The organism is Pseudomonas danubii (genome assembly GCF_042980055.1).
GTDB classification, from domain to species: domain Bacteria; phylum Pseudomonadota; class Gammaproteobacteria; order Pseudomonadales; family Pseudomonadaceae; genus Aquipseudomonas; species Aquipseudomonas danubii.
In genome coordinates, this window is record NZ_CP116502.1 from 572,488 (window position 1) to 599,174 (window position 26,687).

Genomic DNA, 26,687 nt, shown 5'->3' on the forward strand with positions numbered 1-26,687 from the left:
GCCATAACGAGACGGTTATGCCCAGACTGTCGGCCATGCTTCTGCTGGCGCTACTTACCTGGACCGCAACGGCTGGCGCGCTGACTCTCACCGATGAAGAACGTGGCTGGCTCAAGGCCCACCCGCAACTGCGCCTGGGTATAGATGCCTCCTGGCCGCCCTTTGAGTATCGGGATGAAGAGGGCCGCTACCAGGGCCTGGCAGCGGACTACATCCATCTGATCCAGGAACGCCTGTCAATCACCCTGACGCCCGTCGAACCGGCCAGTTGGACCGCCGTGCTCGAAGATGCCAAGCAAGGCAAGCTGGACCTGCTGCCCGGCATCATGTCGACCCCGGAACGCCAGAGTTACATGGCCTTCACCCGCCCCTATCTCGACTTCCCCATTGTTATCCTGGCCCATGCAGGTGGCGCACAACCGCGCAACCTCAAGGATCTCTACGGCATCAAGGTCGCGGTGGTGGAGAACTACGCCCCCCACGAGTTGCTGCGCACCCAACACCCGGACCTGAACCTGGTGGCCCTGCCCAATATCAGCTCGGCCCTGCAGGCCCTGGCCACCGACGAGGTGGACGCCGTAGTGGGCGATCTGGCCTCCAGTGTCTGGAGCCTGCGCCAGCTAAAGCTCGAGGGCCTGTACGTCAGCGGCGAAACCCCTTATCGCTACCAGTTGGCCATGGGCGTCCCACGGGACAGCAAGATCCTGGCGGGCATACTCGACAAGGTCCTGGCGGACCTCAGTGCCGAGGAAATCAGCGCGATTCAACAGCATTGGGTCGGCAGCGTCCTCGACCATCGGACGTTCTGGTCGGACGTCCTGATGTACGGTCTGCCCGGCCTCCTGCTGTTGGTCACAGTGCTGGCGGTGGTGATCCGCATCAACCGTCGCCTGAGCTCGGAGATCTCCCGCAGGGTGGCTCTGGAACAGGAGTTGCGCCGCAGTGAATACCATTACCGCAGCCTGGTGGAAAGCCTCTCGGCCATCGCCTGGGAGGCGCGTGTCAGCGACTTCACTTACAGCTATGTCTCCCCCCATGCCGAAGCCCTGCTGGGCTACCCCCTATCCCACTGGCTGATCCCGGGGTTCTGGCGCAACATCATCCACCCCGCCGACCTGACTCGCGCCCAGGCCTTCTGCGACCACGAAGTACAGGCCGGACGCGACCACAGCCTCGACTATCGAGTGATCACCGCCGACGGCCGATGCCTCTGGGTGCGCGATATCGTCAGCCTGATCGAACACGGCCATGAGCCGGTGATGCGCGGCCTGATGATCGACATCAGCGAGACCAAGCACACTGAAGAGGCCCTGCGCCTTTCCGAGCAGAAGTTCGCCTCGGTGTTCCAGCAGTGCCCGGACATCCTGGTCATCGCGCGCCTGTCCGACGGCTGCCTGCTGGAGGTCAACAAGGCCTTCGAGGAGCAGATCGGCCTGAGCGCCGAAACCGTGATTGGCCAGACCGCCACCGAACTGAATATCTGGGGCATCCCGGGGGTCGGCCCGAGCCTCTTGCAGCGCTTGCAGGCCGGTAGCATCCGCAACCTGGAAATGCCCTTCCGCCGCCACAATGGCCAAGTCTTCACCGGCCTGATCTCCGCCGAACCCTTCGACCTCGACACCACCCCGGCGCTGGTGGTGGTAGTGCGCGACATCAGCCAGCTCAAGGAAACCCAGCAACAGTTGCAGATCTCAGAGGAGAAGTTCGCCAAAGCCTTCCATGCTTCGCCAGATGGGCTGTTGCTGACCCGGCAACGGGATGGACTGCTGATCGAGGTCAACGAGGGCTTTAGCCGCATCACCGGCTTCAACAGTGCCATGTCCCTGGATCGTTCGACTCTGGACCTGGGAATCTGGGTCAACCTCAACGAGCGCAAGCAACTGCTCGACCTGCTGCAGCGGGACGGTTTTGTCCGTGACTTCAGCTGCCACATCCGACGCAACGATGGCCAGATCCGTCTCTGTGAACTGTCGAGCCGACCGCTGCCCATTGGCGACGACGACTGCATGCTGACCATTGCCCGGGATATCACCGACCGCCAGTTGATGCAGGAAAAACTGCAGCAGGCCGCCACGGTGTTTGAGAGCACCGCCGAAGGCGTAATGATCACCGATACCCAGCAGCGCATCAGCGCCGTCAATCGTGCCTTCAGCGAGATCACCGGTTACAGCGAAAGTGAAACCCTGGGACACACACCGCGCCTGTTGGCGTCCGGCCTGCATGACAGCGCCTTCTATGCGGCGATGTGGCACCAACTGACCCTGGAAGGCCACTGGCAGGGCGAGATCTCCAACCGTCGCAAGAACGGCGAGCTCTACCCCAACTGGCTGACGATCAACGCAGTGCGCAACAAGGATCGGCAGATCACCCATTTCGTTGCGGTGTTCGCCGACATCTCCAGCCTCAAGCATGCCCAGGCACGCCTCGACTACCAGGCCCACCACGATCCCCTTACCGGACTGCCGAACCGCACCTTGTTCGAAAGCCGCTTACTGACCGCGCTCAACAGCCAAGAGGAAAACGGCAGCCAGGGCGCCGTGCTGTTTCTCGACCTGGATCGCTTCAAGCACATCAACGACAGCCTTGGGCACCCGGTGGGCGACCTGCTGCTCAAAGGCATCGCGGTACGTCTCAAGGAACAGTTGCGAGACATCGACACTGTCGCCCGCCTGGGCGGAGACGAATTCATCATCTTGCTCCCGGGCCTGCATCAGGCCAGCGACGCCGACCATATCGCCACCAAGCTGCTGAACTGCTTCACCGCCCCCTTCCAGGCCGGCGAGCACGAGTTCTTCATCAGCGCCAGCATCGGCACCAGCCTGTACCCCAAGGACGGCTGCGACGTTGCCACGCTGATCAAGAACGCCGACGCCGCCATGTATCGCTCCAAGGCCAAGGGGCGCAACCGGGTCGAGCGCTACACCCGCGACCTGACCGCCCAGGCCAGCGAACGTGTCGCCCTGGAGCACGAACTGCGGCGGGCCATCGAACGTGGAGAGCTGTCTCTTTATTTCCAACCCAAGATCAGCCTCAGCAGCCACGAACTGGTGGGGGCCGAAGCGCTGATTCGCTGGCACCACCCCAACTTCGGCGACGTCCCCCCCGAGCATTTCATTCCATTGGCGGAAGAGAACGGCATGATCCTGCTGATCGGGGACTGGGTACTGGAGCGGGCCTGCCAGCAACTCCATACCTGGAGTCAGCGCTATGAGAATTTCGGGCCACTGTCAGTGAATCTGGCAGGTGCCCAGTTGCGCCAACCCAACCTGCTGGGCCGCATCGAACAACTGCTGCGCGACTATGACCTGCCGCCTGGGTTGCTGCAGTTGGAAATCACCGAGAACTTCATCATGAGCCAGGCTGAAGAAGCCCTGGAGGTACTGCATCAGCTCAAACATCTGGGAATGCAACTGGCCATCGACGACTTCGGCACCGGCTACTCGTCCTTGAGCTATCTCAAGCGCCTGCCTCTGGACTTTCTCAAGATCGACCAATCATTCGTCCGCGGCTTGCCGGACGACCCCCACGATGTGGCGATAGTCCGCGCCATCATCGCCCTGGGCCGCAGCATGCAATTCACGGTCATTGCCGAAGGTGTTGAAAACCAGGCCCAGCAGACCTTCCTCACTCTCGAAGGCTGCGAGCAGATCCAGGGCTACATCGTCAGCCTGCCCCTGGAAGCCGATGAGTTCTGCGCAACCTTCCTGCAGATCCGGGTTTCCGACTTTTCGGATAGCACAGCCGAGAAACCATCGTTATAATCCGCCGCCTACTGAGGGCCTATAGCTCAGTTGGTTAGAGCAGAGGACTCATAATCCTTTGGTCCACGGTTCAAGTCCGTGTGGGCCCACCAAATTGAAAGCCGCGTGATACGCGGCTTTTTTGTGCCCGCAGGTTTTGCCTGGCATCAGGACATGGCGCGCTTCGCGCAGTCTTTTCCAGCATCACCCAGGACCGAAGTACCTGGCGTGCGCTGATGAAAAAGCCGCGCAGTGCGCGGCTTTTTTAGAGTGCCGTGACGCGGTGGCTATTTAGGCAGCGCGTAGGCAATCACATAATCGCCACGGTCCGTCGACTGACGAGCACCGCCTGCCGTAAGCAGGATGTACTGGCGCCCGGTCTTGGGCGAAACGTATGTCATCGGCCCCGACTGACTACCGACCGGCAAGCGCGCCTTCCAGATTTCGTTGCCATTGCCGGTATCGAAGGCCCGCAGGTAGAAGTCCTGGGTGCCGGCGAAGAACAACAGGCCGGATTGGGTCGCCAGGGAAGCGCCCAGGGTCGGCATGCCGATAGGAATCGGCAAGTGCATGCGAATCCCCAGCGGACCTGTGTCCTGCACAGTGCCCACTGGCACCTGCCACACCAACTTCCTGGTCTTCAGATCAATGGCCGACATGGTGCCGAACGGCGGCTTCTGACAAGGAATGCCAACAGCCGAGAGGAAACGCTGGCGCATGGCACCGAACGGCGTGCCTTCCTGGGGCACTACGCCCATTTCGATACCACTGGCACCGGCAGCGATCTGATCCCGAGGGATCATGTAGTTGGCCAGGCCCAGACGCATGTCGTTGACGAACATGTAGTGGCTGGTGGGGTCCACCGACACGCTGCCCCAGTTCATGCCTCCCAGGGAGCCTGGGAACTGCAGTGCGTGATCCAACCCGGGCGGGGTGTACACACCTTCATGGCGCATGCCCTTGAACTGAATGCGGCACATCAGTTGGTCGAAGGGCGTTGCGCCCCACATATCGGATTCGGTCAGGGTCTGGTTGCCAATGGATGGCATCTCCACCGAGAACGGCTGGGTCGGCGAGTAACGCTCACCCGGCACATTGCCCTGGGGCACCGGCCGCTCTTCCACCCGAGCAATGGGTTTGCCGGTCTCGCGGTTGAGCACGAAGATCTCGCCCTGCTTGGTGACTTGCGCCAGCGCCGGCTGCACACCGCCCTTGTCGTCCGGGATGTCGTACAGCAGCGGCTGCGCCGGCAGGTCGAAATCCCAGAGGTCGTGGTGGGTGGTCTGGAAGTGCCAGCGCACCTGGCCGGTCTTCACATCAAGGGCGACAACCGAGGAGCTCCACTGGTCATCGAACTCGCTGCGCTGACCGCCGAAGAAATCCGGCGTGGCGTTGCCGGTGGGCAGGTACACCAGGCCCAGCTTGGCGTCATAGGACATCGCCGACCAGACGTTCGGGGTGCCACGGGTATAGGTTTCACCCGCTGGCGGACGCTTGGTGGTGGCCGGGTTGCCCGGGTCCCAGGCCCACATCAGTTCACCACTGCGCACATCGAAGGCACGTACCACGCCCGGCGGTTCGCCCGTGGAGAAGTTATCCGCCACCCGGCCGCCGACGATGACCACGGTACCGGCCACCAGGGGAGTCGAGGTTTGCTGGTAGTAGCCCGGCTTGATCTCGCCCATGTCGGTTTTCAGATCGACCGTGCCCTGGAGGCCGAAGTCTTCACAGGGCTTGCCGGTTTCAGCATCGAGTGCAATCAGCCGCGCATCACCGGTCGGCAGGAACAGGCGCCTGGTGCAAGCCGCAGGAGCAGCGGCAGGCACCGAGGACTGGCTTACCGGGACCGCCGAGGCGTCGAAATAGCCCAAGCCACGGCAACGCTGCCAGTTGGGCGCGTAACCTTTGGGGTCGAACTTCCAGCGCTCGGCGCCGGTGTCGGCGTCCAGGGCGAACACCTTGCCGTAGGCGGTGCAGGTGTAGACGGTATCGCCGATCTGCAGCGGGGTGTTCTGGTCTTCGGCACCGGCACCGTTGCTTTCAGGCAAGTCACCGGTGCGAAAGGTCCAGGCCACTTGCAGTTGGCCGATATTGCCCTTGTTGATCTGGTCCAGGGCGGCAAAACGGTTACCCGCTGTGGTGTTGCCCCAATGGGCCCAGTCTTTCTGTTCAGTGCCCGGTGCCACTGGCTGGATCGCCGGCACCTTGTCCGCCTTGACCACATGGGTCGGCACGAACATGTAGGCCAGGGTCGCCACTACGCCAACGCCCAGCAGCCCCGCCAAGCCATAGGCCCCACGCCCGGGACGAGCACCGGAGGCACGCACCAGGGTCGGGTAGATCAGCGCCACCACCAGGCCGATCACGGCAAAGGTCAGCACCCGCGAAACCAGCGGCCAGTATTCCAGGCCCGCATCCCAGACCGCCCAGATCGCCGTCAGCACCAAGGCCACGCCGTACAGCCTTGCACCACGGGGATTCGCCCGGGCGATCAGCACGCCGGACACCAGCATCGCCAGGCCCATCAACAAGAAGTAGGCGCTGCCTCCCAGGCTCAGGAGATAGCCACCGCCCCCCGCCAGGCCGAGCCCGATCAGGGCAATCAGAACGCCCAGCCCCATCAGGAGCCATCGGCTGCCGGTGGCAGCCCCCGTGTTTTTCATGTCAAACCTCTGCCATCTGTAAAACCAGGTCGCGAGAATGTACTAACTGGTTACTTATGACAACTTGTCGCAGGCTATTTGTTTCAAAAAAAGTCCCGATCGCCAAAGATCAGCCCCCGATCCGAACAGACAATCGGCAGCAGCAGCCAGGGTTTGCCCGAGGCTGTAACATGCTCGCTCCCTCGATAGCCGTGCTGGAGCCCATCTTGTCCGATAGCCGCCCTCCCGTTCTTGATGAAGTCGACCGTCAGTTGATCGCCGCCCTGCAGATCAACGCCCGCGAGAGCGTGGCCATGCTGGCCCGGCAGTTGGGTATCGCCCGCACCACCGTGACCTCGCGCCTGGCGCGCCTGGAAAAGACCCGGGTCATCACCGGCTATGGCGTGCGCCTGGGTCAGAGGGTGGTCGACGGCGGCTTGCAGGCGTATGTGGGGATCAAGGTCCAGCCGCGCTCCGGCAAGGAAGTGCTGCGCCGCCTGAGTGGCATGGCTCAGGTCCAGCAACTGTGCGCGGTGAGCGGTGAGTTCGATTACGTGGCCTGGCTGCGCACCGACTCGCCGGAACAGCTGGACCAGTTGCTGGACCAGATCGGCAGCGTCGACGGCGTGGAAAAGACCACCACCTCGATCATCCTCAGCAGCAAGATCGATCGCGGGCATGCGCTCTGACGCGCCGCAGCCGATAGCACTCCGCCGTCAATCTGAATCATCTGTTCGTCATATTGATAAATAACAATGCATAACGACGACAGTTTGCGTCTTATTTACGTGTTTCACCCTCTCTAGAATGGCTGCCATCTTTTCCTATACTCAGCACTCTGCTGAGCCGCCCGCCAAGGTCAGCCATGAACAAGAACAATCGCCATCCTGCAGACGGTAAGAAGCCGATCACCATTTTCGGCCCAGATTTCCCTTTCGCCTTCGACGACTGGATTGAGCATCCCGCCGGCCTGGGCAGCATTCCCCAAGCCCAGCACGGCACCGAAGTGGCCATTGTCGGCGCCGGTATCGCCGGGCTGGTGGCCGCCTACGAACTGATGAAGCTGGGCCTCAAGCCGGTGGTCTATGAAGCGTCGAAGATGGGCGGCCGCCTGCGCTCCCAGGCCTTCGAAGGTGCCGAAGGGATCATCGCCGAGCTGGGCGGCATGCGCTTTCCGGTGTCGTCCACGGCCTTCTATCACTACGTCGACAAGCTCGGCCTTGAAACCAAGCCCTTCCCCAACCCGCTGACCCCGGCGTCGGGCAGCACGGTCATCGATCTCGAAGGCCAGACCCACTACGCACAGAAACTGGCTGACCTGCCGGCCTTGTTCCAAGAAGTCGCCGACGCCTGGGCCGACGCCCTGGAGGACGGCTCGCGCTTCAGCGAGATCCAGCAAGCCATTCGCGACCGCGATGTGCCGCGCCTCAAGGAGTTGTGGAACACCCTGGTGCCACTGTGGGACGACCGCACGTTCTACGACTTCGTCGCCACCTCCAAGGCCTTCGCCAAGCTGTCGTTCCACCACCGTGAAGTGTTCGGCCAGGTGGGCTTCGGCACCGGCGGCTGGGACTCGGACTTCCCCAACTCGATGCTGGAAATCTTCCGCGTGGTGATGACCAACTGCGACGACCACCAGCATCTGGTGGTCGGCGGCGTCGAGCAGGTGCCCCTGGGCATCTGGCGCCACGTACCCGAGCGTTGCGCCCACTGGCCGACCGGCACCAGCCTCAGCTCGCTGCACAACGGTGCACCACGCACCGGGGTCAAGCGCATTGCCCGGGCCGCCGACGGCCGCTTCAGTGTCACCGACAATTGGGGCGATACCCGGGAATACGCGGCCGTGCTGACCACCTGCCAGAGCTGGCTGCTGACCACCCAGATCGAATGCGAGGAGTCGCTGTTCTCGCAGAAGATGTGGATGGCCCTGGACCGCACCCGCTACATGCAATCGTCGAAGACCTTCGTCATGGTCGACCGGCCATTCTGGAAGGACAAGGACCCGGAAACCGGCCGCGATCTGATGAGCATGACCCTCACCGACCGCCTGACCCGCGGCACCTACCTGTTCGATAACGGCGACGACAAGCCGGGGGTGATCTGCCTGTCCTACTCGTGGATGAGCGATGCCCTGAAGATGCTCCCGCAGCCCGTGGAAAAGCGCGTGAAACTGGCCCTGGACGCACTGAAAAAGATCTACCCCAAAGTAGACATCGCCAGCCGCATCATCGGCGATCCGATCACCGTGTCCTGGGAAGCCGATCCGCACTTCCTCGGCGCCTTCAAGGGCGCGCTGCCGGGCCACTACCGCTACAACCAGCGGATGTACGCGCACTTCATGCAGGAAGACATGCCTGCCGAACAGCGCGGCATTTTCATCGCAGGTGACGATGTGTCCTGGACCCCGGCCTGGGTCGAGGGCGCGGTGCAAACGTCGCTCAATGCCGTGTGGGGGATCATGAAACACTTCGGCGGCGCTACCCATGCCGAGAACCCGGGGCCAGGGGATGTGTTCCATGAGATCGGGCCTATCGCCCTGGCGGATTGAACAATACTGAGCGCGGCTGCAGCGAATACCGGCGAGAGCTCCTTGGGGGCTCGGCGCCGGACCGTACGCCGAACACGAGACATCGGCTACAGTGCCCGGTCAGCCAGTCAGAGGAGTGAGGACCATGCGTGTCGCCCTGTATCAGTGCCCGCCATTGCCGTTGGACGTGACGGCCAATCTGCAACGCCTGCATCAGGTGGCCATGGAGGCCACCGATGCCGATCTGCTGGTGCTGCCGGAAATGTTCCTCAGCGGCTACAACATCGGTGTGGAAGCCGTCGGCGCTCTGGCCGAGGCCCAGGATGGCCCCTCGGCCCAGCACATCGCCGCTATCGCTCAAGCGGCGGGTACGGCGATTCTCTACGGCTACCCGGAACGCAGCGCCGACGGGCAGATCTACAACGCCGTGCAACTGATCGACGCCCACGGCCAGCGCCTGTGCAACTACCGCAAGACCCATCTGTTCGGTGACCTTGATCACTCGATGTTCAGCGCCGGCGCGGATGACTTCCCCCTGGTGGAGCTCAACGGCTGGAAGCTCGGTTTCCTGATCTGCTACGACATCGAGTTTCCGGAGAACGCCCGGCGCCTGGCCCTGGCCGGTGCCGAACTGATCCTGGTGCCGACGGCGAACATGATTCCCTACGACTTCGTCGCCGATGTGACCATTCGCGCCAGGGCCTTCGAGAACCAGTGTTACGTGGCCTACGCCAACTACTGCGGCCGGGAAGATCAGATCCGCTACTGCGGCCAGAGCAGCATCGCCGCCCCCGATGGCAGCCGGATCGCCCTGGCCGGACTGGACGAGGCCCTGATCATCGGCACCCTGGATCGTCAGCTGATGCACGAGTCCCAGGCACTGAACCACTATCTTGCCGATCGCCGTCCCGAGCTTTACGACGACCTGAGCAAGCGCTGATCCGGGGATATCCGCTAGCATGGGCGCTTCTCTGTTCTGGAAGTGCTCATGCCCGCGCTGAACCACCCTCTGCCTCACGTGGAAACCCTGGCCAACGGCCTGCGGGTGTCCTTGCGTCATGCCCCTCACTTGAAACGTTGCGCCGCCGCACTGCGGGTATCGGCCGGCAGCCACGATGTACCACTGGCCTGGCCGGGGCTGGCGCACTTCCTGGAGCACCTGCTGTTTCTCGGCACCGAGCGTTTTCCCGCCGAACAGGGATTGATGGCCTATGTGCGGGGCCAGGGAGGACAACTGAACGCCAAGACCTGTGAGCGCGCGACCGAGTTCTTTTTCGAGCTGCCGGTCAGCGCCCTGGCCGGTGGCCTGGAGCGTCTGTGCGACATGCTCGCCCGACCGAGGATGAGTCTTGAAGACCAGCGTCGGGAGCGAGAAGTGCTGCATGCGGAGTTTATCGCCTGGTCCCGGGATGGGGCGGCGCAACGCCAGTTCGCGCTGTTCGATGGCCTGTCCGCTGCTCACCCGCTGCGTGCCTTCCATGCTGGCAACCGCTACAGCCTCAACCTGCCCAGCCAGGCTTTTCAGCAAGCGCTGCAGCAATTTCACCAAGACTTTTACCAAGCCGGGCAAATGACCCTGAGCCTCGCCGGGCCACAGTCTCTGGAAGAACTCCGCGCCCTGGCCAGACGCTATGGCGCAGATCTACCGAAAGGCCAGCGCCTTGAGCAGAGCGTGCCTCCTGCGCTGTCGACTACCGGCATCGGCACTTATCAACAGCTCGATGCTCACCGTCTGGACCTGCTGTTCACCTTGGAACAACTGCCCGAGGGTGCAGCGCCTGCACTGGACTTTCTCTGCACCTGGCTGCAATCGGCCAAGCCGGGCGGGCTGCTTGCCGGACTCCAGCAACGCCAATTGGCCCAGAGCCTGAAGGCACAGACGCTGTACGAGTTTGCCGGTCAGGCCTTGTTGCATCTGCAATTGAACCTGAGCACAACAGAGGCGACGGCCCCGGCCCAGGTCCGCGAACTGCTGGCGGATTGGCTGGGTTTCTTCAGCGCCCAGGACGATTGGCCAGCGCTGCGAACAGAATATGCCTTGCTGCAACAACGCCAGCTGCAGGTCGGCAGCGCCCTGGAGTTGGCCCAGCGGGACAGCCGGCAGACCGTCGGCGAGCTGGATGCGCAAGGACTCGAGGCCCTCAGGGTGCTGCTCGCACAGTTGCAACCGCAGGCTGTGGATAACTTCAGCCATGAGTGGTGCCTGCCACCGGGTAACCCTTTTCTGCGCAGCACCGCTGAAGCACCGCGGGCAGGACTGATTCGCGGGCAGACCAGCGCGCACCGAGGACTACGCACCTTCGCCCAGGATCGCTCGCGAAGCCGGCGAGAGAGCTCGGCGTTGAACATCAGCCAGGCCCTGCCTGCGGATAGCCGCGAAGGGACCTTGATTCTGCGCTGGCGCCTGGCTTCACCCGCCCCAGCTGGTGTGCACGAGCGCCTCCTGCATAGCCTGGCGCCCTTGCGCAGCGATGCGGGTGAGGCTGGAGTAGCACTGAGCTTCACCACCAGTGGCGCCGATTGGTTGCTGAAACTCAGTGGCCTGCAGCAACCCATGCCCGCAGTGCTGCAGCAGGCGCTGAAGCAACTGAACCAGCCCGCCGAATCGTTCTGGCTGCAGAGCGCAGCTACGACAGACGATGCCCCCTTGATGCCGATCCGTCAGTTGCTCAAGGCCTTCAGCGAGCAACCACAACCCGGCGAGCCGACAGTTGCACAGCCTCAATCCCTGCAAGCCCTGTGGGCTGGTGCTCGATGGGACGGCCTGGCCTTGGCGCTGTCAGCCGGCACTCAGGAAGCCCTTGGCCAAGCGCTGCAAAAGATGCCGGGAACAGCAGATACGGCCCTGTGCCAACCCTCACCGCCAGACACCGCCCATCGTTGGCAGACGTACCCCGGGGCATCCAGCGAACAGGCCCTGCTGCTGTTCTGCCCAACGCCCGGCACCCGCCTTGCCGATGAAGCGGCCTGGCGCCTGCTGGGCCAACTCTGCCAAACGCCGTTCTATCAGCGCCTGCGGGTGGAGTTGCAGTTGGGTTACGCGGTGTTCAGCGCCATACGCCAACGCAATGGCCAGACCGGCCTGCTGTTCGGCGTGCAATCGCCCAAGGCGACGCTCACGGAAATACTTCAGCACCTGGAACAATTCCTCCAGCAGTTGCCGGAACAGCTCCAGGCGCTCGACGAGCCTCTCTGGAACGAACAGCGACAGGCTCTGGCTCAACAGTTCCAAGCCTCGCTCCTGCCCCTGGAGCAAGCCGCTGAACTGCTGTGGCAGGCGAAACTGGCCGGCCATCCGTCGGATTACCTGGAGCGGCTGCACGACAGCATCCTGGCCCTCACGCCCTCAGCCGTGACCCAGGCCGCCATGGCCCTGCATTCGGCGACAGGCGGCTGGACAGTACTGGCCAACGGGCCTTGCCCAGGAGCGCCCTGGCAAGCGGCAGAATGATCATTACCGGTGCTGCAACGAGCTTTCTTCAGAATTGCGGGCAACCTTTTGTGGGAATTTAGTAAGATAGCCCCCTAAGCATCTGAACATCTCCCGCCGGAGGTGGACTATATGTATAGGCAATACCCGTCCCACCCACCTCAAAGGAGCATTTTTATGACCTGGTCCAAACCTGCTTACACCGACCTGCGTATCGGCTTCGAAGTCACCATGTACTTCGCCAGCCGCTGATTTCTGCCTCTGGCCAGAAAACGCAGCGCAACGCCTCGGTCCGTCCGGGGCGTTTTTATTTTCAGTTCTACGTCTTTTTTCCCTGGGAGCGTCCATGTTTGTCCAGATTCTAGGTTCCGCCGCCGGCGGTGGTTTTCCGCAGTGGAACTGCAACTGCGTGAACTGCGCAGGGTTTCGCGACGGCAGCCTGCGGGCCCAGGCTCGCACCCAGTCGTCCATCGCGATTTCCGATGACGGGGTGAACTGGGTACTGTGCAATGCCTCCCCGGACATCCGCGCCCAACTGCAGGGTTTTGCCCCCATGCAACCGGGCCGTGCACTGCGCGACAGCGGGATCAGCGCCATCATCCTCATGGACAGCCAGATCGATCACACCACCGGCCTGCTCAGCCTGCGCGAAGGCTGCCCGCATCAGGTCTGGTGCACCGACATGGTCCACGAAGACCTGAGCACCGGTTTCCCCCTGTTCAAGATGCTCAGCCACTGGAACGGCGGCCTGAACTGGAACCGCATCGAGCTCGACCAGAGCTTCACGGTTCCGGCCTGCCCCAACCTGCGCTTCACCCCACTGCCTTTGCGCAGTGCTGCACCGCCCTATTCGCCCCATCGTTTCGATCCGCACCCAGGCGACAACATCGGCCTGATCGTCGAAGACCTGCGCAGCGGCGGTAAGCTCTTCTACGCGCCGGGCCTGGGCAAGGTGGACGCGCCGCTGCTGGAGATCATGTCCGCCAGCGACTGCCTGCTGCTGGACGGCACCCTGTGGGAAGACGATGAAATGCAGCGCCGTGGCGTCGGTACCCGCACCGGCCGGGAAATGGGCCACCTGGCCCAGAACGGCCCGGGAGGCATGCTCGAAGTGCTGGAACAGCTGCCCCGCCAGCGCAAGGTGCTGATCCACATCAACAACACCAACCCGATCCTCGACGAAGACTCCGCCGAACGTGCCGAACTGGTACGCCGAAAGGTGGAAGTGGCTTACGACGGAATGAGTATTGAGCTGTAGGCCGTATCGCCCACAAGCTCGACCCAAGAGCCTTGGCCCCTTTGCCTAGGGGCGGGCTTGCCCGCGAAAGGGCAGCCCCCCGGAGAACACACATGACCGACACCCCGCTGTCCCCCGCCGAATTCGAGCAGGCGCTGCGCGCCAAGGGCGCCTACTACCACATCCATCACCCCTATCACGTGGCGATGTATGAAGGCCGGGCAAGCCGCGAACAGATCCAGGGCTGGGTCGCCAACCGCTTCTACTACCAGGTGAACATCCCCATGAAGGATGCGGCGATCCTCGCCAACTGCCCGGACCGGGACATTCGCCGCGAGTGGATCCAGCGCCTGCTGGACCATGACGGTGCCCCGGGTGAAGACGGTGGTATCGAAGCCTGGCTGCGCCTGGGCCAGGCCGTGGGCCTGGACCCGGACCAACTGCGCTCCCAAGAGCTGGTGCTGCCCGGCGTACGTTTTGCCGTGGACGCCTACGTCAACTTCGCCCGCCGCGCCAGCTGGCAAGAGGCCGCCAGCAGCTCGCTGACCGAACTGTTCGCCCCGCAGATCCACCAATCGCGTCTGGACAGCTGGCCCCAGCACTATCCCTGGATCGACCCGACCGGCTACGAGTACTTCCGCACCCGCCTGGGCCAGGCCCGGCGCGATGTGGAACACGGTCTGGCCATCACCCTGCAGCACTACACCACCCGTGCCGGTCAGGAACGCATGCTGGAAATTCTCCAGTTCAAACTGGACATCCTTTGGAGCATGCTCGACGCCATGAGCATGGCCTATGAATTGAACCGCCCGCCCTATCACAGCGTCACCGATCAGCGGGTCTGGCATAAGGGGATCACCCTATGAGTTTCGACCGCAGCAAAACCCCACGCTGGCGTCCCGGCTACCGCTTCCAGTACGAGCCGGCACAAAAAGGCCATGTATTGCTCTACCCGGAAGGCATGATCAAGCTCAATGACAGCGCCGCTCTGATTGGCGGCCTGATCGACGGCGAGCGTGACGTGGCGGCGATCATCCAGGCATTGGAAGTACAGTTCCCCGGAGTGGCCGAGCTCGGTGACGATATCGAGCAGTTCATGGAGGTCGCCCGTGCCCAGCACTGGATCGAACTCGGCTGAGTCGGTGTCGCTGCCCGACAAACCGGACGTCGGCCTGCCACTGTGGCTGCTGGCCGAGCTGACTTATCGCTGCCCGCTGCAATGCCCCTACTGCTCCAATCCCCTGGACTTTGCCGAGCAGGGCAAGGAACTGAGCACCGAACAATGGATCAAGGTATTCCGTGAAGCGCGGGAGATGGGCGCGGCGCAGTTGGGCTTCTCCGGCGGCGAACCGCTGGTGCGCCAGGACCTTGCCGAGTTGATCGGCGAGGCGCGCAAGCTGGGCTTCTATACCAACTTGATCACCTCCGGCATCGGCCTGACCGAGCAGAAGATCAGCGACTTCAAGAAAGCCGGCCTGGACCATATCCAGATCAGCTTCCAGGCCAGCGACGAGCAAGTGAACAACCTGCTGGCCGGCTCCAAGAAAGCCTTCGCCCAGAAGCTGGAGATGGCCCGCGCGGTCAAGGCTCACGGCTATCCGATGGTGCTGAACTTCGTCACCCACCGGCACAACATCGACAAGATCGACCGCATCATCGAGCTGTGCATCGCCCTGGAAGCCGACTTCGTCGAACTCGCCACCTGTCAGTTCTACGGCTGGGCCCAGCTCAACCGCGTCGGCCTGCTGCCCACCCGGGAGCAACTGGTGCGCGCGGAACGCATCACCAACCAATATCGCGCCAAGCTGGAAGCCCAAGGGCATCCCTGCAAGCTGATTTTCGTCACTCCGGACTACTACGAAGAACGCCCCAAGGCCTGTATGAACGGCTGGGGCAGTATCTTCCTCACCGTCACCCCGGACGGCACCGCCCTGCCCTGTCACGGCGCGCGGCAAATGCCGGTGCAGTTCCCCAATGTGCGCGACCACAGCATGCAGCACATCTGGTACGACTCCTTCGGCTTCAACCGCTTTCGCGGTTACGATTGGATGCCGGAGCCATGCCGCTCCTGCGACGAGAAAGAAAAGGACTTCGGCGGCTGCCGCTGCCAAGCCTTCATGCTCACGGGGGACGCCAGCAATGCCGACCCGGTGTGCAGTAAATCGGAACACCACGGGATGATTCTCAAGGCCCGCGAAGAATCCGAAACGGCCACCCAAACCATTGAACAACTGGCCTTTCGCAATGAACGAAACTCACGCCTCATCGCCAAGGGTTGAGCCCTTCAGCGCCAACCAGGCCACCACCGCCGGGATCGATTTTGCCGAGCTGCAACTGACACCCCATGGGGTGTTCTGGAATGAATACCGTCCTGCGGACGCCAGCTGCCGGATCTGGCATTGGCAGCAAGGCCAGGCCCGCTGCCTGACGCCGCCGGGGTTCAGCGTCCGCAGCCGCGTCTATGAATACGGCGGAGGTGCCTTCTGCCTCAGCAGCGACGTCCTGCTGTTCGTCAATGAAGCGGACCAGCAACTGTATCGGCAGGCCCTGAAAGACGGTGCGCCAGTGGCACTGACCCGGGGCGACTGCCGCTACGGGGACCTGCACGCGCACGCCGATCAAGTACTGGCCGTGGAAGAGTGCGCCAACGAGCACCGGCTGGTGGCCATCGACATCCACAGCGGCCAGCGCCGCCTGCTCGCCGCCGGGGCAGACTTCTATGCCGCGCCGACCTTGAGCCCCAATGGCCAACGCCTGGCCTGGATCGAATGGGATCGCCCCCATCAGCCCTGGACCAGCACTCGCCTGATGCTCGCCGAACGCCTGGCCGACGGCACTTGGGGCGCCCCCCGTTGCATGGCGGGCGATGGCCAGGAAGAGTCCCTGCAGCAACCGCGCTTCGATCAGCACAACCAACTCTATTGCCTCACGGACCGCCAGGGTTTCTGGCAACCCTGGGCCGAGTCGGACAGCGGCTTGCGGCCGCTGCCCTGTGCCGCAGCTGATCATGCCCCGGCCCCCTGGCAGTTGGGGTGTCGCACCTGGATGCCCCTTGGTGGGGACTCCTGGTTCGGCAGTTGGACCGAGGAAGGGTTTGGCCGTCTCGGACTGCGTCACGCCGACGGTTCGCAACAGGACTTCAGCGGCAACTACAGCCGCTTTCGCGGCTTGGCGCTGGATCAGCACTACCTGTATTGCATTGCGGCGTCCCCCGTCAGTCCCTCGGCCATCCTCGCCATCGAACGTGAAACCCAGCAGGTGCAGGTGTTGGCCGGCGGTGTCGCGCCGCTACCGACGGAGCGCATCAGCCGACCACAAACCCTGTGCTATCCCAGTGGCGAAGGACAGGCCCATGGCTTCTTCTACCCGGCCATGAATGGGGTCAACCGACCGCCTCTGGTGGTGTTCATTCACGGCGGTCCCACCTCCGCCTGCTATCCGATCCTGGACCCGCGCATCCAGTTCTGGACACAGCGCGGCTTTGCCGTGGCCGACCTGAACTACCGGGGCAGCACCGGTTATGGCCGGGCCTATCGCCAGGCCCTGCATCTGCGCTGGGGCGAAGTGGACGTGGAAGATGCCTGTGCGGTGGTCTCCTATCTGGACCAACAAGGGCTGATCGACCCAAGACTGGCGTTCATCCGTGGCGGCAGCGCCGGAGGCTACACCACCCTCTGCGCCCTGGCCTTCGCCAAGGTCTTCTGTGCCGGCGCCAGCCTGTACGGGGTCAGCGATCCCATTGCGCTGACCCGCTCCACGCACAAATTCGAAGGGGACTATCTGGACTGGCTGATTGGCGATCCAGAGCAGGACAACGAGCGCTATCTGGCGCGCACGCCACTGCTGTACGCCAGCAACATCAGCGTGCCCGTGGTGTTTTTCCAGGGTGAGTTGGACGCCGTGGTGGTGCCCCAGCAGACCCGCGACATGCTCAAAGCGCTCCAGGATCAGGGCATTGCTGCCGAGGCCCACTATTACCCGGATGAACGCCACGGCTTTCGCAAGGCGGACAATCAGGCTCACGCGCTGGAACAGGAATGGCGGTTTTATCAGAAGGTACTGCAAGCCCAATGCTGAGCGGGTGCTGCCCGTTCCGTTGGAACGGGCAGCTTGGATAATCAGCGTTTGGCGATGATGTACACCGCGTGCACGATACCGGGGATGTATCCGCACAAGGTCAGCAGGATGTTCAGCCAGAAAGCGCCGCCAAAGCCCACTTGCAGAAAGACCCCCAAGGGCGGCAAGAGAATGGCGAAGATGATGCGAATCAAGTCCATAGGGCAGCTCCTGATAAGAAGTCGGGCTCGGCTGAGCCTCACCTGCAATCGACACTGGCCGCGTGCCAGGGTTCAGCGCAATTATTGTCCTCCTGGACAGCACGGAGACAAAAAAACGCCCCGTGCGAAAAATCGGACACGGGGCGACGCGTTATACCGCGAGACGGTTCAGGAATTCAGTCAAAGTAAAGTCGGATGTGCTCGGGACTGAGCGTCAGCGAATGCCCCAGGATCAGCCAGATTTCACACGGCTACTCCCTTGCGGCATTGCAATTGCGCGGTCCGCACGCGGGAAAAGGCCCGGGCCAGGCGCAGGAGCATTTCATCGATATTGCCCTTGCTGACACTCAGGGCCGGGGTGAAGCGCAAACAATCCGATTGCGCAGCACTGAGCAACAGGCCCTCGTGCAACGCCGCCTTGAGCACCGCCTGCGCTGAGTCGTCCGCCAGGCTCATGCCCCAGAACAACCCATGCCCTCGTACTTCGCCCTGGGCGTAACGGGCCGCCAGTTGGGTCAACTGCTGCCCCAAGTACTGACCGTTGCTGCGCACCTGCTGCAGAAAACCATGCTCCTGCAGACTGTCCAGCACGGCCAGGCCGGCGGAGGTCATCAATGCATTGCCGTGGTGGGTGCCATCCAGCTCGCCCTGCTCGAAACAACAGGCCTTGCCCCGCGCCAGCAACGCCGCCAGGGGCACGCCGCCGCCGAGGCCCTTGCCCAAGGTGATGATGTCGGCGCGCACGCCGTACAACTGCTCGGCCAAGAGGGTGCCGCAGCGGCCGATGCCGGTCTGGACCTCATCGAGGATCAGCAGAATGCCCAGCTCACGACACAGGCGCTCCACCCCTTTGAGGTAGTGTTCTGTCGCTGGAATGACCCCAGCTTCCCCCTGGATCGGCTCCAGCATGATGGCCACGGTCTGAGCATCCACCGCCGCATGCAAAGCAGGCAGATCATTGAATGGCACCTGGCTGAAGCCTGGCAGTTGAGGTTCGAAACGATTGCCTGGGGAGCCATTGCCCGCGGCCGATAACGCGGCAAAACCGCGGCCATGGCAACTGCGGCTGGCAGTGATGATGCCCGCCGCGCCGCCGCGATGCAGTTGACCCCACTTGCGTGCCAGCTTGATCGCCGCCTCGCAAGCCTCGCTGCCACTGCTCAACAGATAGGCCTGGTCGCTACCGGTACTACGGCACAGCCGGTCGGCAAGCCTGAGCATGCCGCGGTTATAGAAACCCGACCCGGGATTGATCAGCGACTGGGCCTGGGCAGCGATGGCGTTGACCAGTACCGAAGGGCTGTGGCCCAGGCTGTTGGCCGCCCCGGCCTGGGTGAAATCCAGGTAGGTGCGGTCATTGCTGTCCCACAACCAGGAGCCCTGGCCGCGAACGAACACCGGCTGGGGGCGCTGCACACTGGGCATCAGGCACTCACTGGCGCTGGCATCGTCCGAGGCGGTCGCACAGGGCTCGATAGCCAGATCCTCCAGGCTTGGCGGAGTGCGGCGCAGATTGAACAGATTCATGCCCGCAGCCCCTCCAATGGCAGGCCCAGCAGGCGTGAAGACCAATCCTCGACGCAGCCGGTACGCATACGCTTGATGGCGATATCGCGCCAGCGCGAGGACAGTGCCGGACAATCAATCAGCATTTTCAAGCCTTTATGCTCCAGAGGCTCCTGGAAGAAACAGCGCAGGGCCCAGGCTACGGTCAGGCCGGGATAACTGCGCTGGATCAGTTCGAAGGGTTCGTCCGCCTGGACAAAGCCGGGCTTGAGCACCCGATAGAACCAGCCGCAGCGTCCATTGTCCTGGGCTTGCTGGGGCAGATTCACCAGGCCCCAACGCTGGCTCAAGCGATAGCAAGGAGAACGGGGCTGGCTGATCTGCAACAGCGCGCCACCCCAACGGAACATGTCCCCTAGGCACACCTGTTCTTCGGTCAGGCCACGTGTCGAGAGATTTTCACCAAAGGCCGGAGCCGACCAATCGAACTGTGGATAACGTTTGCGCCAGTGGGCGTAATGCTCTGCGGGATAGTGGTGCAGGGCTCGTTCTGGGCCAGTATGAAAGCGCGGATCACCCTGTTCATCGCTGCCCAGGCCTTGTGGCCATAACCAGAGACGGTTTGCAACCGGGTACTTGTCGGTATCGATGACCAGACCCTGGCCGAGATTTTTTGCCTTGCCTATGTAAACACCATCGACGTAAACGGTATTCATCGCGCGCCTTGGCCCTGTAAGCCCTGTGAATAGGCGCTAGACTAGGCGCCTTGCGGGCTTACGGCCATTTCGTTTTTTAAGCTTTTTCGATAAGAAATACTTATGGATTTCAAGCAACTGCGTTATTTCGTCGCGGTGTATGAAGAAGGTCACGTGGGCCGTGCTGCCGAGCGTCTGTCGATCTCGCAACCGGCACTCTCCCAGCAGATCCGTCAGTTGGAGCAGAACCTCGACGTCAGCCTGTTTGAACGCAGCAGCAAGCGCCTGTTGCCGACCCTGGCCGCCCATACCCTCTACAATCACGCCCTGCCTCTGCTCGATGGCCTGCAACAAGCCCGTGAGGCCCTGCGCAACTTCAAGGGCCAGGCCCTGCGTACCCTGGCCATCGGCGTACTGCAAACGGTGCATAGCAGCCTGGTGCCGCAGATGCTCGAACGAGTGCGCAAGGCCCAGCCCCATCTGGTGGTGCAGATCTACGAATTGACCGGCCTGGAGATTGAACGACGGTTGCTTAATGGCACGTTGGACATCGGCATCAGCTACCTGCCACCACGCCAACCCGGCTTGCATGGTGTCCCGCTGTACGAAGATGAGCTGACACTGGTCATCCCCGAACAGCATCCGCTACGCGAATTCAAGAAGGTCTCCATGAGCCAGGCAGCGGAGTTGCCGATGTTGCTGTTGGGTGAGGAGTTTCAGATCCGCCAGATCTGGCAAGCGCAGCTGGCCAACCTGGGACGGCGCCCCCAGGTGCAAGCGGAGTTGAACAATATGGCCGGTATTCTCGACAGCCTGCCTCATACCCGACTGGCCACCGTACTTCCAGGGCGCTCGCAACAACAGCACAGCAATAAGGAACTGCTGTGGAAACCGCTGAGCGAGCCCAGGGTGCCGTTGAAAGTCGGATTGGTGTGTCGCGATCTGCAGCGTCAGCAAGGAACGCTGGAACTGCTGCGCACGTTATTGGAGGATTCGATGAATACCCAAGACGGGCGCTTGGGCGGCACTGCGGTGCCAGAAATCCTGGGTTGACGTCGCCAAAATAAAAAATCCGGACAAAAGAAAACCCCGCCGAAGCGGGGTTTTGCAGACTGTTTCCCTGACATCCTTTTCACTCCACCATCCTGGCGGAATCCTACGTGTCCGTGTTGTTGCTTTGCGCTTCCTGCGCGACGTCCATGTGAAGTAGATTAGCCTCAGCCGTCATCTACCGATATGGACGATCAGCAGCACGTTATGTAAGAGATGACTTACAAAGGTTCTCCCGATTAAAACTGCTCCGCCTGCAACAGGAACAGCGATTCACTACCCGCTTTCACCGAGGCAGTCAGGGAGTGGATACGCGGCAGCAAACGGGCGAAATAGAACCGCGCGGTTCCCAGTTTACTGGCGTAGAAGTCCTCTTCCTGCTCCTTGCCCAGCGCCGCCTTGGCCATCAGGGCCCACATGTAGGCGTAGGCGGTGTAGCCAAAGACCTGCAGATACTCCACCGAAGCCGCGCCGATTTCGTTGGGGTTACTGATGGCCCGATCCAACAGCCAGGCGGTCAGCTCGTCCAGATTGTCCAGAGCCGCGTTCAAAGGCAGGGTGAACTCGCCCAGTTGCGCATCGGCGGTGGCGGTGAAATGGCGAATTTCATCAGCGAACAGACGGTAGAACGCCCCACCGCTACCGACGATCTTGCGCCCCACCAGGTCCAGGGCCTGGATACCGTTGGTGCCTTCGTAGATCTGGGTGATCCGCACGTCGCGCACCAACTGCTCCTGGCCCCATTCGCGAATGTAGCCGTGGCCGCCAAAAATCTGCTGGCCATGAACCGTGGTTTCCAGACCCAGGTCGGTAAGGAACGCCTTGGCCACGGGAGTCAGCAAGGCCACCAGACTTTCCGCGCGCGTGCGGGTCTCGGCATCTTCGCTGAACTTGGCGGTATCCAGTTGCATCGCCACATAGGTGGAGAATGCCCGGCCACCTTCGTTGGCCGCCTTCATGGTCAGCAGCATGCGCCGCACGTCCGGGTGCACGATGATCGGATCGGCAACCTTGTCCTTGGCTTGCGGCCCGGTCGGTGAACGGCTCTGCAGGCGGTCACGGGCATATTCCACCGCGTTCTGATAGGAGCGCTCACCGGTGGCCAGGCCCTGGATACCGACACCCAGGCGCTCGTAGTTCATCATGGTGAACATCGCTGCCAAGCCCTTGTTCGGCTCGCCCACCAGATAACCTATCGCTTGATCGAAGTTCATCACACAAGTGGCCGAGGCCTGGATACCCATCTTGTGTTCGATCGAACCGCAACTCACCGGATTGCGTTCACCCAGGCTGCCGTCGGCGTTGACCATGAACTTGGGCACCAGAAACAGGGAGATTCCCTTGGGCCCGGCCGGCGCATCCGGCAGTTTGGCCAGCACCAGGTGAATGATGTTTTCAGTCAGGTCGTGCTCACCACCGGTAATGAAGATCTTGGTCCCGCTGATGGCATAGGAACCGTCAGCCTGAGGTTCGGCCTTGGTACGGATGATGCCCAGGTCGGTGCCGGCATGGGGCTCGGTCAGGCACATGGAGCCGGCCCAGACACCGGCGTACATGTTTGGCAGGTAAGTGGCTTTCAGCTCTTCGCTGGCGTGGGCATTGATCGACAGGCAAGCTCCCGCCGTCAGCATCGGATACAGGCCAAAGGCCAGGCTCGCGGAGTTGACCATTTCCTCGACCTGGGCGGACACCGCCTTGGGCATGCCCATGCCGCCGAACTCGGGATCACCGCCCACGCCGACCCAACCGCCTTCGGCGTAGGTCTGATAAGCCTGGGTGAATCCTTGGGGAGTGGTTACGACGGTATCGTTCCAATGACAGCCTTCCTCGTCGGCACCACGACTCAGCGGAGCGATGCTGCGGGCGGTGACTTTGCCCGCTTCCTCCAGAATCGCCTCAACAGTCTCGGCATCCACAGTCTCGGCCAGAGCTGGCAGCTGAGCCCAGAGTTTGGCGACCTCGAAGACTTCATTGAGGACGAAGCGCATATCGCGCAGGGGCGCTTTGTAGTCAGCCATGGCAAACCTCGCAAGATCTAAACAAGCGGGCCGGAACGGGCCCATTTACGAAAAGTCGAGTGTAACCGAACAACTTTTGTGACACATAGGGTCAACTCATGACTTTATTGTTAATTTTAGTCACAACCAAATAGCCACAAGAAAAAGCCCGCCATAAGCGGGCCTTGTCCAGAGCACATCAGCGTACTTACAAGGCGAACATCTGCGCCGGCAGGCTCATCAGGCAATCACTGCCAGCGTCGATTGCCGCCAGATGGGCGCCGGTACGTGGCAGCAGTCGCTTGAAGTAGAACGCACAAGTGGCCAGCTTGGCGGTGGCGAAATCGCCGTCGCCTTCACCTGCATCGAGTTGTTGCTGCGCCACCAGGGCCATACGCAGCCAGAGGTAGGCTAGAACGATGTAGCCGCTGTACATCAAGTAATCCAGGGCTGCGGCCCCCACTTCATCCGGATTTTTCATGGCGGCCATGCCCACCCGGGTGGTCAACTCGCCCCATTGACGGTTCAAGCCATCCAGTTGCGCGATGTAGGCCTTGAACTGAGGATGCTCGGCATGTGCCCCACAGAACTTGTGAACGATCTTGGTAAACCCCAGTAACAGCTTGCCCTGGCTGCCCAGCACCTTGCGGCCCAGCAAGTCCAGAGCCTGGATGCCGTTGGTGCCCTCATAGATCAGGGCGATACGACAATCGCGCACCAGTTGCTCCATGCCCCACTCACGAATGTAGCCGTGACCGCCAAACACCTGCATGCCATGGTTGGTCACCTCAAGGCCCGTCTCGGTCATGAAGGCCTTGCAGATCGGAGTCAGGAACGCCAGGAGGTTCTCGGCGTCCTGACGCTGGGCCGGATCGGCGCTCAGATGAGCCACATCCAGCAATTGGGCGGTGAAATAGGCCAGGGCCCGGTTGCCTTCATTGAACGCCTTCATGGTCAGCAGCATGCGCCGTACATCGGGGTGGACGATGATCGGGTCAGCCGCCTTGTCCGGCGCCTTGGGCCCGGTCAGAGCGCGCATCTGCAAACGATCGTTGGCGTACTTGATCGCACCTTGAAAGCTCGCCTCCCCCAGGCACAGCCCCTGCATTCCGGTACCCAGGCGCGCGTGATTCATCATGGTGAACATGCAGTTCAGGCCTTTATTGGCCTCGCCGATCAGGAAGCCCTTGGCGCCGTCGAAGTTCAGTACACAGGTAGCCGAAGCCTTGATTCCCATCTTGTGCTCGATGGAGCCGCAACTGACACCGTTGCGCTCACCGACCTCACCTGCTGCGTCCGGCAGGAACTTGGGCACGATGAACAGGGAAATGCCTTTGGTCCCGGCCGGTGCGTCCGGCAGTTTGGCCAGCACCAGGTGAATGATGTTTTCACTCAGGTCGTGCTCGCCGGCAGAGATGAAAATCTTGCTCCCCGATAACGCATAACTGCCATCGGCCTGGGGCGCCGCTCGGGTCTTGATCAGGCCCAGGTCGGTACCGCAATGGGCTTCGGTCAGGCACATGGTGCCGGTCCACTGCCCGGCGGTGAGTTTGTTCAGGTACAGCAGCTTCTGTTCGTCGGTGCCATGGGCACGAATCGCCGACATCGCACCATGGGTCAGCCCCGGGTACATGCCCCAGGAAGTGTTGCTGGAACCCACCATCTCGCTGATCACCAGCCCCAGGGAATGGGGCAGTCCCTGGCCGCCATAGGCAGGATCGGCGGCCAAGCCATGCCAACCGCCTTCGACGTATTGGGCGAAAGCCTGTTTGAAACCCTTGGGGGTGGTCACTACGCCATTGTCGAAATGGCAGCCTTCCTCGTCACCGGAGCGGTTCAGCGGAGCCAGGACGTTCTCGCAGAACTTCGCCCCTTCCTCGAGGATCGCGCTGACCATGTCCGGGCTGGCATCGCTGGCTCCCAGTGCGGCGTAACTGCCATGAAAGTCGAAGACATGATCGATCAGGAAGCGCATGTCACGCAGGGGAGCTTGATACTCGGGCATGATGATTTCTCCGGCAGCAGGTTTCTCCAACCTACTGCCGCCGTCCTCAGCCTGCCAATGACGTTCAAGTCGCTGAATGCGCCATCATCACTCAACCCGCAGCCGTATCCATGCGCACTGCGCCACGGCGATTCTGCCCGAAGGCCATGACACAGTTACGCCCCGCGCCCTTGGCACTGTAGAGCGCCTGGTCGGCGGACTTGAGCACTTCTTCGGGAGTCCGGTGCTCCATCAGTCGCTCGGCGACACCGATGCTGATGGTCACCGAAACACTGGATGCCGCTGCAACGCCACGGCGTTGGCGGCCTTGCTGGTCGTCCTGGGGGCGGTTGTCCTGGTTGCGCAACTGAATGTTGTAGGTAGCGATGATCTCGCGAATCATCTCCAGGTGCGGCATGCACTCGTCCAGGGTCTTGCCGGCAAATACCACGGCAAACTCTTCCCCACCGTAACGATAGGCGCGCCCACCACCAGTGACCTTTGACAGCTTGCTGGCCACCAGGCGCAGCACCTGATCCCCGACATCGTGACCGTGGGTGTCGTTGAATTTCTTGAAGTGATCGACGTCAGTCATGGCCAGCACATAATTGCGACCCAGACGCTGCATGCGCTCATTGAGCGCCCGACGCCCCGGCAAGCCGGTCAACTCGTCACGGAACGCCATCTGGTAAGCCTCATGGGCCACCGCCGCGGCAATCATCAACATGACCTGACTGCACATGATGTTCAGGGTGAATGGCAGGATGAACGTCTTGGGCAGCATCCAGAACAAACCCAGCAAGCCCACCAACTGCGCTGCGTGCAGCGGTCGCGGACTGCGCCAGTACTGGACCGCCAGTAGCAGGAATGCCGCGAAGAATACCGGATACGACAACTGGATAAGGCTCATCCAACTGCCATGCAAAGCCGGCCAACGGATCTCTGCCAGCCAGTTCAGCAACGCTTGTGGGTAACTCTGTTCCAGGCCCAGAGCGACGCTGCCAAACGCCAATAACACGGCAAAACGCGCGACCATGTCCTGAAACAGGTGGGTACGCTCCTGCCAGGCTGCGAACAGGCCAAACAACAAGGGGAGCAAAAGGCAGCAAAGGTGGAATACCACCGCGGCATCTTCGCGGACCCTGCCGTTATCCCGGTAGAAATCGGTTTGGGTATCCAGCAGAAAGTAGGCGATGTACACCGTGACCATCAAAAACAGTTCACGCTGGCGCCGGTACACAGCGCAATAGGCTCCGCCAAGCAACAGCACCAGCGTTGGTAGCACATTGAACAGCGAAGTGAAGAAGACGTTGAGGTCCTTGACGTAAGCGGCCGCCAGCCCCGCAAGCAAAAGCAGCAAAGACGGTAGGAAATGACTGAAACGTACAGCGGAAGAACGCGGCAAGGGTAAAACTCCGACCCGGCTGATCAATAGATGGCATTGTGCCTTCATTTATTGAAGTTAAGCACACGCGGTGTGACAGACATCACATTGCCATCTCTTTAACGGCAGGAAATCGCTTCTGCTTAGCGATTTAGTCGGGAATTTTCATGAAGATTCTGCAGGCACAAAAAAGCCGCTCGACCCGGAGGGCGAACGGC

General features: G+C 61.9%; 19 protein-coding genes and 1 tRNA gene. 13 read left to right on the forward strand and 7 right to left on the reverse strand.

Going from position 1 to position 26,687, the window contains the following annotated elements; all coding sequences use genetic code 11:
- Positions 1-17: 17 nt before the first annotated feature.
- Both PFZ56_RS02770 and PFZ56_RS02775 read left to right on the forward strand, forming a co-directional pair.
- Positions 18-3,761: a bifunctional diguanylate cyclase/phosphodiesterase gene (locus tag PFZ56_RS02770; protein ID WP_170002865.1), complete on the forward strand. Its 3,744-nt coding sequence runs from the start codon at positions 18-20 to the stop codon at positions 3,759-3,761.
- 15 nt (positions 3,762-3,776) lie between these two features.
- A tRNA-Ile gene (locus tag PFZ56_RS02775) sits at positions 3,777-3,853 on the forward strand.
- 174 nt (positions 3,854-4,027) lie between these two features.
- Here the strand turns inward: PFZ56_RS02775 and PFZ56_RS02780 are convergent.
- Positions 4,028-6,403: a glucose/quinate/shikimate family membrane-bound PQQ-dependent dehydrogenase gene (locus PFZ56_RS02780; RefSeq protein WP_102881047.1), complete on the reverse strand. Its 2,376-nt coding sequence runs from the start codon at positions 6,401-6,403 to the stop codon at positions 4,028-4,030.
- A gap of 206 nt (positions 6,404-6,609) precedes the next feature.
- Here PFZ56_RS02780 and PFZ56_RS02785 point away from each other — a divergent pair, with 206 nt between their 5' ends.
- From PFZ56_RS02785 to PFZ56_RS02830, 10 genes are all read left to right on the forward strand, one after another.
- Positions 6,610-7,071, forward strand: a complete 462-nt coding sequence (locus PFZ56_RS02785; protein ID WP_011063845.1) for an Lrp/AsnC family transcriptional regulator — start codon at positions 6,610-6,612, stop codon at positions 7,069-7,071.
- Between the two features lie 176 nt (positions 7,072-7,247).
- Positions 7,248-8,930, forward strand: a complete 1,683-nt coding sequence (locus PFZ56_RS02790) for an NAD(P)/FAD-dependent oxidoreductase (RefSeq protein WP_102881048.1) — start codon at positions 7,248-7,250, stop codon at positions 8,928-8,930.
- A 124-nt stretch (positions 8,931-9,054) separates the two neighbouring features.
- Complete coding sequence (locus tag PFZ56_RS02795; protein WP_102881049.1) at positions 9,055-9,849, forward strand: carbon-nitrogen hydrolase family protein; 795 nt, start codon at positions 9,055-9,057, stop codon at positions 9,847-9,849.
- A 48-nt stretch (positions 9,850-9,897) separates the two neighbouring features.
- On the forward strand, positions 9,898-12,360 hold the full coding sequence (pqqF, locus tag PFZ56_RS02800) for a pyrroloquinoline quinone biosynthesis protein PqqF (RefSeq protein WP_170002867.1): 2,463 nt from the start codon (positions 9,898-9,900) through the stop codon (positions 12,358-12,360).
- Between the two features lie 156 nt (positions 12,361-12,516).
- Positions 12,517-12,591, forward strand: a complete 75-nt coding sequence (gene pqqA / locus PFZ56_RS02805) for a pyrroloquinoline quinone precursor peptide PqqA (protein WP_003194766.1) — start codon at positions 12,517-12,519, stop codon at positions 12,589-12,591.
- Positions 12,592-12,685: 94 nt separating this feature from the next.
- Positions 12,686-13,597 carry a pyrroloquinoline quinone biosynthesis protein PqqB gene (gene pqqB / locus PFZ56_RS02810; RefSeq protein WP_102881051.1) on the forward strand — a complete coding sequence of 304 codons (912 nt, stop codon included), beginning with the start codon at positions 12,686-12,688 and terminating at the stop codon, positions 13,595-13,597.
- A gap of 92 nt (positions 13,598-13,689) precedes the next feature.
- Entirely contained in the window at positions 13,690-14,442 is a 753-nt protein-coding gene (pqqC, locus tag PFZ56_RS02815; RefSeq protein ID WP_102861940.1) for a pyrroloquinoline-quinone synthase PqqC, read from the forward strand.
- A complete protein-coding gene (pqqD, locus tag PFZ56_RS02820) occupies positions 14,439-14,714 on the forward strand; it encodes a pyrroloquinoline quinone biosynthesis peptide chaperone PqqD (RefSeq protein WP_102861941.1) in 276 nt (91 codons plus the stop codon). The genes pqqC and pqqD overlap by 4 nt, the downstream gene beginning before the upstream one ends.
- Positions 14,686-15,855, forward strand: coding sequence for a pyrroloquinoline quinone biosynthesis protein PqqE (gene pqqE / locus PFZ56_RS02825; protein ID WP_102881052.1), 1,170 nt, complete (start codon positions 14,686-14,688; stop codon positions 15,853-15,855). The genes pqqD and pqqE overlap by 29 nt, the downstream gene beginning before the upstream one ends.
- Entirely contained in the window at positions 15,821-17,653 is a 1,833-nt protein-coding gene (locus PFZ56_RS02830; protein ID WP_170002869.1) for a S9 family peptidase, read from the forward strand. Before pqqE ends, PFZ56_RS02830 begins: the two co-directional genes overlap by 35 nt.
- A 41-nt stretch (positions 17,654-17,694) precedes the next feature.
- On the opposite strand, the gene PFZ56_RS02835 is transcribed toward PFZ56_RS02830, so the two are convergent.
- The 3 genes from PFZ56_RS02835 to PFZ56_RS02845 all read right to left on the reverse strand — a co-directional run bounded on the left by PFZ56_RS02835 (position 17,695) and on the right by PFZ56_RS02845 (position 20,075).
- A complete protein-coding gene (locus PFZ56_RS02835; protein WP_011063854.1) occupies positions 17,695-17,853 on the reverse strand; it encodes a YqaE/Pmp3 family membrane protein in 159 nt (52 codons plus the stop codon).
- A gap of 243 nt (positions 17,854-18,096) precedes the next feature.
- Positions 18,097-19,380, reverse strand: coding sequence for an aspartate aminotransferase family protein (locus PFZ56_RS02840; protein ID WP_102881054.1), 1,284 nt, complete (start codon positions 19,378-19,380; stop codon positions 18,097-18,099).
- Positions 19,377-20,075 (reverse strand): MOSC domain-containing protein, encoded by a 699-nt coding sequence (locus tag PFZ56_RS02845; protein ID WP_102881055.1) that lies wholly within the window; start codon positions 20,073-20,075, stop codon positions 19,377-19,379. Before PFZ56_RS02845 ends, PFZ56_RS02840 begins: the two co-directional genes overlap by 4 nt.
- A 102-nt stretch (positions 20,076-20,177) precedes the next feature.
- Here PFZ56_RS02845 and PFZ56_RS02850 point away from each other — a divergent pair, with 102 nt between their 5' ends.
- A complete protein-coding gene (locus PFZ56_RS02850) occupies positions 20,178-21,107 on the forward strand; it encodes a LysR family transcriptional regulator (protein ID WP_102881056.1) in 930 nt (309 codons plus the stop codon).
- 236 nt (positions 21,108-21,343) lie between these two features.
- Here the strand turns inward: PFZ56_RS02850 and PFZ56_RS02855 are convergent, their stop codons facing one another.
- The 3 genes from PFZ56_RS02855 to PFZ56_RS02865 form a co-directional block, all read right to left on the reverse strand.
- Positions 21,344-23,122 (reverse strand): acyl-CoA dehydrogenase C-terminal domain-containing protein, encoded by a 1,779-nt coding sequence (locus tag PFZ56_RS02855; protein ID WP_110594467.1) that lies wholly within the window; start codon positions 23,120-23,122, stop codon positions 21,344-21,346.
- Between the two features lie 187 nt (positions 23,123-23,309).
- Positions 23,310-25,106 (reverse strand): acyl-CoA dehydrogenase C-terminal domain-containing protein, encoded by a 1,797-nt coding sequence (locus PFZ56_RS02860; protein ID WP_110653362.1) that lies wholly within the window; start codon positions 25,104-25,106, stop codon positions 23,310-23,312.
- A 91-nt stretch (positions 25,107-25,197) separates the two neighbouring features.
- Positions 25,198-26,490, reverse strand: coding sequence for a GGDEF domain-containing protein (locus tag PFZ56_RS02865; protein WP_102881059.1), 1,293 nt, complete (start codon positions 26,488-26,490; stop codon positions 25,198-25,200).
- Between the last annotated feature and the right edge of the window lie 197 nt (positions 26,491-26,687).

What these genes read in the sequence shown, in the direction of transcription:
- PFZ56_RS02770 (WP_170002865.1), top strand. Translation starts at nt 18, where the DNA reads ATGCCCAGACTGTCGGCCATGCTTCTGCTGGCGCTACTTACCTGGACC.
- pqqD (WP_102861941.1), top strand. Translation starts at nt 14,439, where the DNA reads ATGAGTTTCGACCGCAGCAAAACCCCACGCTGGCGTCCCGGCTACCGC.
- pqqB (WP_102881051.1), top strand. Translation starts at nt 12,686, where the DNA reads ATGTTTGTCCAGATTCTAGGTTCCGCCGCCGGCGGTGGTTTTCCGCAG.
- PFZ56_RS02790 (WP_102881048.1), top strand. Translation starts at nt 7,248, where the DNA reads ATGAACAAGAACAATCGCCATCCTGCAGACGGTAAGAAGCCGATCACC.
- PFZ56_RS02860 (WP_110653362.1), bottom strand. Translation starts at nt 25,106, where the DNA reads ATGCCCGAGTATCAAGCTCCCCTGCGTGACATGCGCTTCCTGATCGAT.
- pqqC (WP_102861940.1), top strand. Translation starts at nt 13,690, where the DNA reads ATGACCGACACCCCGCTGTCCCCCGCCGAATTCGAGCAGGCGCTGCGC.
- PFZ56_RS02840 (WP_102881054.1), bottom strand. Translation starts at nt 19,380, where the DNA reads ATGAATCTGTTCAATCTGCGCCGCACTCCGCCAAGCCTGGAGGATCTG.
- PFZ56_RS02845 (WP_102881055.1), bottom strand. Translation starts at nt 20,075, where the DNA reads ATGAATACCGTTTACGTCGATGGTGTTTACATAGGCAAGGCAAAAAAT.
- PFZ56_RS02850 (WP_102881056.1), top strand. Translation starts at nt 20,178, where the DNA reads ATGGATTTCAAGCAACTGCGTTATTTCGTCGCGGTGTATGAAGAAGGT.
- PFZ56_RS02780 (WP_102881047.1), bottom strand. Translation starts at nt 6,403, where the DNA reads ATGAAAAACACGGGGGCTGCCACCGGCAGCCGATGGCTCCTGATGGGG.
- PFZ56_RS02795 (WP_102881049.1), top strand. Translation starts at nt 9,055, where the DNA reads ATGCGTGTCGCCCTGTATCAGTGCCCGCCATTGCCGTTGGACGTGACG.
- PFZ56_RS02830 (WP_170002869.1), top strand. Translation starts at nt 15,821, where the DNA reads ATGAACGAAACTCACGCCTCATCGCCAAGGGTTGAGCCCTTCAGCGCC.
- PFZ56_RS02835 (WP_011063854.1), bottom strand. Translation starts at nt 17,853, where the DNA reads ATGGACTTGATTCGCATCATCTTCGCCATTCTCTTGCCGCCCTTGGGG.
- PFZ56_RS02855 (WP_110594467.1), bottom strand. Translation starts at nt 23,122, where the DNA reads ATGGCTGACTACAAAGCGCCCCTGCGCGATATGCGCTTCGTCCTCAAT.
- pqqF (WP_170002867.1), top strand. Translation starts at nt 9,898, where the DNA reads ATGCCCGCGCTGAACCACCCTCTGCCTCACGTGGAAACCCTGGCCAAC.